We start from the raw sequence: 5,968 nt of genomic DNA, 5'->3' as shown, positions 1-5,968 counted from the left end.
TTCGTCGACCTCACGGCTGCGCGGGATATCGATCGCCGCCGGAGCGGGATCGTCATGGTCATTCTGCGATGGCTCCACAGCCACGACAGTCTCGGTCATCAGGTGACCTTTCCGCCCCCGACACACCAGGGGCCGTAAGGCCACTTACACCGTTACTGCGACACTCCCGATCAGCGCGTTCGGGGATGTAACAGTTGAGCTGGGCCACCAACCGCGCGCGTCTTTGTCATCACTTTCGTCGCGGGTCTAGTTGTACTGACCTGAGACGTTAGGTACGCGGCTGGCTGGTGGTTGACCTCCGAGTGCTGTGTGGCCGCGGTGGACTCTTCTATGTCTGTCAAGCGGCCTGCGGAGCGGCCGCGGGCTGGGTGTGAAGTCTCTGCAGACTTCGATAGAGGTGGCGGGCGAGGTACCGCTTGAGGCAGCGTCGGATCTCCTTGATGGATCGGCCTTCCGCGCGACGACGTTCGACGTAGGCCCGGGTGTCTGGGTCGTGGGTCATACGGGTGACGACGGCCATGTGCAAAGCACGATTGAGCCGCCTGTCGCCGCCGCGGTTAAGTCGGTAACGGATTGTGTTGCCAGAGGATGCGGGGATTGGATTGACGCCAGCCAGGGCGGCGAACGCCGCTTGCGAACTGGCCAGGGTGTGACCAGGCGGTGTAGACGACCGCCACGGTGACAGGGCCAATGCCGGTCTCATCTAGAAGTGCGGCAGCCTTACTGGCGTGGATGAGTGTCACCTCACCACGCCGTCACCAACGTCCGTGGTCAGTACACCTAGACCTCGGTCTCACGGGCCCGACCCACCAACATCGGATTGACACACACAAACGGCAGATCGCGTTGAGCGGCAAGCTGTTCAAGCACCCGCCAGCGATGCCCGGTCGGTTCACACCCCACCGTCACACCGGTAAAGCCGTGCTTGCGGGCCATCTGATGGGCCCAGTCCAACACCGGGCCCAGCTCCCAGGCCTTAGCCGAATCCCCGCGCCGCTCCAGCACCTGAGAATCGCGACCAGGCAGGACCGCCACCTGCTTCACATCAGCAAGATCGATCCCCAAGATCGCATTACCAATCGGCACCAGCTCCCGTAACCGAGCCAGCTTCGCGTTACGACGTTTATCTCCACGCGAGAGCCACTACCCTTGTTCACGACGTCCTCCTCGTTGTCTTGGGACACCAAGCCCTCTAACGACAACAGGGGGACGTCGCCCTTACCAGACACAACACGCGACATAGCTCACTTACTACGCGCGCTCGCGGTGCCGACTTACGCGCCGCCGCGGCCAAACCAGAAGATCGCGGCGCTGACCGCGACGATCACCGCGGCCAGCCCGATGATCGGGGCCACGGTGAACCGTGTCAGCGTCGCTCCGACCACGGCGCCCGAACACATCGTCGCGACCACGCCGTAGCGCAGCCGCTCCCCTTCACCGGTGCCGCCGGCCAGCCTGCTGTCGAAGCCGAGCCCGACGATCGTCGAGGTCAGCACCGTCGTCGACAGTTCCTGGATGCCGAACTGGCGTGCGGTGGCGTTCTGGCACCCGAACGTGACCGCCAGGCCGGCGATCAGGATCAGCTTGGAATCGTCGTGATAGTCCAGCACTCCTGTCCCGGCGAGGATCGCGAGCACCACGAGCAGCACGACCTCCAGTCCGAGCGCCGAAGTCAGCCACACCCGCACGTCGGAGTCCAGATGCCGCGACAGCCGGCCACCCACGATGGTGCCGACCACGAAACCGGCGAACGCGACGATCGCCGCCGTCAGATCCACGCCCGAGTGCGGGACGAACCAGAACCCTAGGAAGATCACGTTGCCGGTCATGTTCGCGACGAAGACGTGCCCGAGCACGAGCACGCTGACCGCGTCGACCAGGCCCGTGGTGAACGTCAGCAACAACAGCGCGGTGACCGTCTGTCGTCGCGAGACCGGCGAAGTGAGGGCCACGGCGGCGGTTACAGCTGCGGCGTCAGGTCGAACGAGGTGATGGTCGACATCCGGGTGATGCGCCAGTCGCCGCCGTCGCGCTGCATCGTCAGCCGGTAGGACAGGTAGCGCAGCGACGGGATGTTCTTGGTGACCGGGCTGGTGGCCACCGAGTTGGTGTACACCAGCGCGGTGGCCTCGGTCGGACTCGACTGCGGGGAAACGGATTCGACGGCCGCGCCCATCACCTCGGTGGTGTTGGTGACCTGGGCCTGCTTGTTCGGTTCGACGATGGCGTCGATGTAGCGGCGGTACTCCGCGGCGAAATCACCGGACAGGTACACCGATGCGCGGTCGGCGAGCGTGGCCATGTCGTCAGGGTTGTAGGTCCACAGCGTGGTGATCGCGTCGGTGGCCGTACGGGCGATGGCCAGCTTGGTCTCGTAGATTGCACGGTCGCTCAGATACGGCTGCACCGCCGCCGCGGCGAACCCGCTCGCCCCGACGAAAACCACCGACGCGGCGGCCACGGCCGTCATCAGCCGCCGGCCCGCGGGCCGATGCGGCACCAGCACAACCGGTTCCGGCTCCGCGTCTTCGGCTTCGGGTGCGTCGTTGTCCTCGGATTCCGGCTCGGCTTCAACCTCGTCGCGGTCCTCGGACGTCACGTCGTCGCGGGGCTCGGGCTCCGGGTCTTGCGCCGCCGCCTGCTGTCGGGCCGGCCTGCCGGCCTTGCCGACGGGAGTTTTCGTGGCCGAGGTGACAGTCTCTGCGGCAACAGGCTCTGCGGCGGCAGGTGCTGCTTCGACGGTCTCGGCCTTCGACTTGCGCCGGAAGAACCGTCGGCGCGGCTTCGCGGCCGGGGCGTCGGTGGTCAGATCACCTGTACCAGGTTGCTGATCTTCCACTGCTGTCCTTCCTTGATCGTCGTTGCGACCCAACGGCTTCCGCTCTCGACGGTGTACTTGCCGTCCGGCGTCCTCGAGGTGACCTTGGTCGCGATCAGCACGTCGGCGCTGCCGTCGTCGTTCCATCGCTGCACCCCGGCGGCCAGCACCTCGCCGGTGCTCGGCTCCGAGCGCGCGACCTGTACCAGGATCTCGTTGAGCCGGTCCCCGAAGTTCTTGGCGAACTCCCCGGCGGCCTGCGCGGCGACGCGGTCGGCGTAGGCGTTGGCGTTGAACGGGTCGAGGCTGGTGTACATCACCATGAACTCGCTGGTGTAGCCCAGCGCCGACGCCTCGTTGACCGCGTCGCGGCGGTCGTCGAGCTGGCGGACCAGCATGAACGTCGCCGCGGCGACAGCTGCGACCACCAACAGCGCGGCGAGCGCCGACACCAGCGGAAGACCCCACCGCACAGGCGCTTTGGGCGCGATGTGGAAGTAGTCGGGTCCGATGGCGTTGTCGCCGGAGCCGTCGGCGGCGAACTTGCGGACCGGACTCACTGGCCCGGCACATTCATCAGCGGCTTCTTCAGCACGGTCAGGTTCGCCACCTTCCACTGGCCGTCACCCGATTTCTCGAAATCGACCCGCACCGTCGCGGTGATGAACCTCATGTCGTCGGGATTGCTGCCGCGTTGTCCCTGCATCGCCAGCAGCATCGACACCCGATCGGCGGTGACCGGCGGATCGGTCAGCACCGCGCTGCTGACGGCCCAGTACTCGTTGGTGACCGCGCCCGCGGCCTGCACCGCCTGCTGCTGTTCGATCAGCTGAGGCCGGTACCCGTCGGTGGTGAGCGACTGTGCCCTGGCGAAGTCGTCGACGACGGTGTCCGTGCCGTAGCTCAACATCTGCTCGACGATGCGCGGCCCCTGGGTGGCGACCTCCTGGCGGGCCGCATCCAGCGCACGGTCCTGCCGGTAGGTCAGCGCATAACCCAGACCCACGGCCGCCACCGACACCGCCGCCGACGCGACCAGCACCGTGGCAACCACCCGGCGCATGCCGCGCTGCGGACGCTCGACCCGGTGCACCTGCGTGCGTGCCAGCAGGTCGGCGAAGGTGCGTCGGCGCCGGTCCCACAGCGGCCACAACCAGCCGACGAGCAGGGAGAGGGTGTCGAGCAGGTGCGCGAGTTCACGGGCGGTGAGGCGCAGGATCCCGGCGGTGCCGCCGTCGGCGCGGCGCACCGCGATGCCGAACAATGCCCGCCCGAGCGTCCAGCCCTTGACCACGGGCAGCACCAAGCGGTTGACCACCATCAGTACGAACGCTGCCGTGGCCACCGCGGTGAACGCCCAGCGCACCCACCCGTCGGGGGGCGCACCCAGCGCCAGCAGCACGCTCGTCGCGATCACGCCGACCGCCGGCAGTGTGTCGACGGCCAGCGCACCCGCCCGCGCCGGCCACGACGCCAGCGGCACCTCGCCGGTCGGTTCCTGCGCGGGGACGGTCGGGGTCGTGTTCAGCACCGCCGTCACGAGTTGACCTGGTCCAGCCTGGAGATGCGGTACTGGCCTTCGTCGAACGCCATGGTCGCCCGCAGCCGGTACCCGACCCGCTGGTCGGCGGCCTCGGCGTTGGTGATCCGGACACGCACCGCGACCAGCACGTTGACCGTGCCGTCCTCGTTGCGCCGCTCGACGGCGGCGCGCAGATCGTCGACCGCGACCGTCGCCTGGGCGGCCTGGTAGGCCTCGGCCAGGACGCTGCCGAACAACCCGGCCTGCACCCCGAATTCACCGGTGGAGCACTCCAGGATCTTGGACTGGGCGGCCGTCATCGCCGCGGTGTCCGGCGCCTGGGTGGCCGCCACGCAGTCCTTGGCGGCCTGCAGCGCGGCCTCGTCGGAGCGGGCGATCTCGGCGGCGCGGTCGTTCGCCCGCAGCGCCAGCACGCCCGCGGTGACACCACCGCCGGCGAGCAGCAGCAGCACGACGCACAGAGTGGTGGCCCAACCGATGCCGAGCCGGGAAGGCCTGCGCATCTGTGTCGGCAAGGGTTCCTGGGGTGACGCGTCGGGAGCGGCCGGCAATGTCTCATCCGACGCGTCCTGCGCGTCGTCAACGGTGCCGGCTTCGGGGTCGGGGATCAGCCGGCTGGTGCCAGCATCTCCTTCCATCCGTCGTCTCCTGGGTTGTTCGAATTGCTCACGTTGTACCTGACACCGTCGGGCCCCACGACCTCGCCGCTGCTCGGGCTGTATCCCGCGGTGGTGCCGGGCGGACCCTGAGCCGGGGTGTAGGTGCACGGGTTCGGCTGTTGACCGCTGCAACTGACGGTACCCGAGCCCGGACGGCTCACCGGGTCGCTGGTCGGCGCCGCCGACTGCGGCGGCGGCAGCTGGTCGGCGGGCAGCGGGTTCATGCCGTTGTTCACCGATGGCGCCGGGATCACCTGGCCCGGAGCCACCCGCTGGTCACACCGCGCGGCGGGGGCCGGACACGGCAGGATCTGGTTCGGGTCGCCGTACCAGGGGTTGGTGCCCAGCGGGACGTAGGGCTCGTCGCTGCGGCATTCCTTCGGTGTCGCCGCGCGCTTGCCCGGCACGTCGGCGCACGGGTAGTTGCGGGCACCGCGAACGGCGTTGCCCTGGTAGTCCTTCGGGATCTTGCAGTACGTGCCCGAAGGCAGCGGCGCGGTGCTGGTGTCCGCGGGCGAGCGCCATTCCGACGCGGGCAGGAAGCCGGTCAGGCACGGCGGCGGCTGGTTGATCGACAGACCGAAGTGCAGCAGGCCGCCGTCCTCGAAGATCGATCCCATCTGCAGCAGCGACGCGCCCTGCGGGTAGATCACCAGGGTCTGCTCGAGACCCTTGTTGTACCGCTTGAGCATGTCGGTGACCACGGCGAGATTCGCCAGGGTCTGCGGCAGCGCGTCCCGCACGTCGCTGAACACCGTCGTCACCTGGTCCAGCGTCGGCGCCGCCTGCTGCAGACCGCTGCGCAGCGCGGGATCCTGTTCGGCGGCCTGGGAAGCGATGACGTTGAGGTTGCGCGACCACTGCTCGATCGCGTCGCCGGAGGTCACCTGGCTGTCCAGGATCGGCGCCGCGTTGGTGATGATGTCGTTGACCTGCGGCAGGTTGTCG

6 protein-coding genes and 2 pseudogenes are annotated in these 5,968 nt (G+C 68.2%); all 8 read right to left on the bottom strand.

Going from position 1 to position 5,968, the window contains the following annotated elements; genetic code table 11:
- Nucleotides 1-337 precede the first annotated feature (337 nt).
- A pseudogene (locus ASJ79_RS31105) lies at nt 338-737 on the bottom strand (transposase); the annotation flags it as partial.
- Between the two features lie 43 nt (nt 738-780).
- The gene (locus ASJ79_RS16670; RefSeq protein WP_156448488.1) at nt 781-1,065 is read right to left on the bottom strand and encodes a hypothetical protein; all 285 of its coding nucleotides are present in this window, start codon (nt 1,063-1,065) and stop codon (nt 781-783) included.
- 209 nt (nt 1,066-1,274) lie between these two features.
- On the bottom strand, nt 1,275-1,952 hold the full coding sequence (locus tag ASJ79_RS16665; protein ID WP_067957250.1) for a YoaK family protein: 678 nt from the start codon (nt 1,950-1,952) through the stop codon (nt 1,275-1,277).
- Nucleotides 1,953-1,960: 8 nt separating this feature from the next.
- Nucleotides 1,961-2,839, bottom strand: a complete 879-nt coding sequence (locus tag ASJ79_RS16660; RefSeq protein WP_067957247.1) for a mammalian cell entry protein — start codon at nt 2,837-2,839, stop codon at nt 1,961-1,963.
- Entirely contained in the window at nt 2,806-3,378 is a 573-nt protein-coding gene (locus ASJ79_RS16655; protein ID WP_067957246.1) for a mammalian cell entry protein, read from the bottom strand. The genes ASJ79_RS16660 and ASJ79_RS16655 overlap by 34 nt, the downstream gene beginning before the upstream one ends.
- Nucleotides 3,375-4,358 (bottom strand): RDD family protein, encoded by a 984-nt coding sequence (locus ASJ79_RS16650; RefSeq protein ID WP_067957243.1) that lies wholly within the window; start codon nt 4,356-4,358, stop codon nt 3,375-3,377. Before ASJ79_RS16650 ends, ASJ79_RS16655 begins: the two co-directional genes overlap by 4 nt.
- Entirely contained in the window at nt 4,355-4,999 is a 645-nt protein-coding gene (locus ASJ79_RS16645) for a hypothetical protein (RefSeq protein WP_067957240.1), read from the bottom strand. The genes ASJ79_RS16650 and ASJ79_RS16645 overlap by 4 nt, the downstream gene beginning before the upstream one ends.
- Nucleotides 4,969-5,968, bottom strand: a pseudogene (locus tag ASJ79_RS16640) (MCE family protein); the annotation flags it as partial. The pseudogene ASJ79_RS16640 and the gene ASJ79_RS16645, both read right to left, overlap by 31 nt.

Origin of the sequence: Mycobacterium sp. NAZ190054, from assembly GCF_001545925.1 — a bacterium.
Lineage (GTDB): Bacteria > Actinomycetota > Actinomycetes > Mycobacteriales > Mycobacteriaceae > Mycobacterium.
This window is presented reverse-complemented; position numbering and strand designations above follow the sequence as displayed.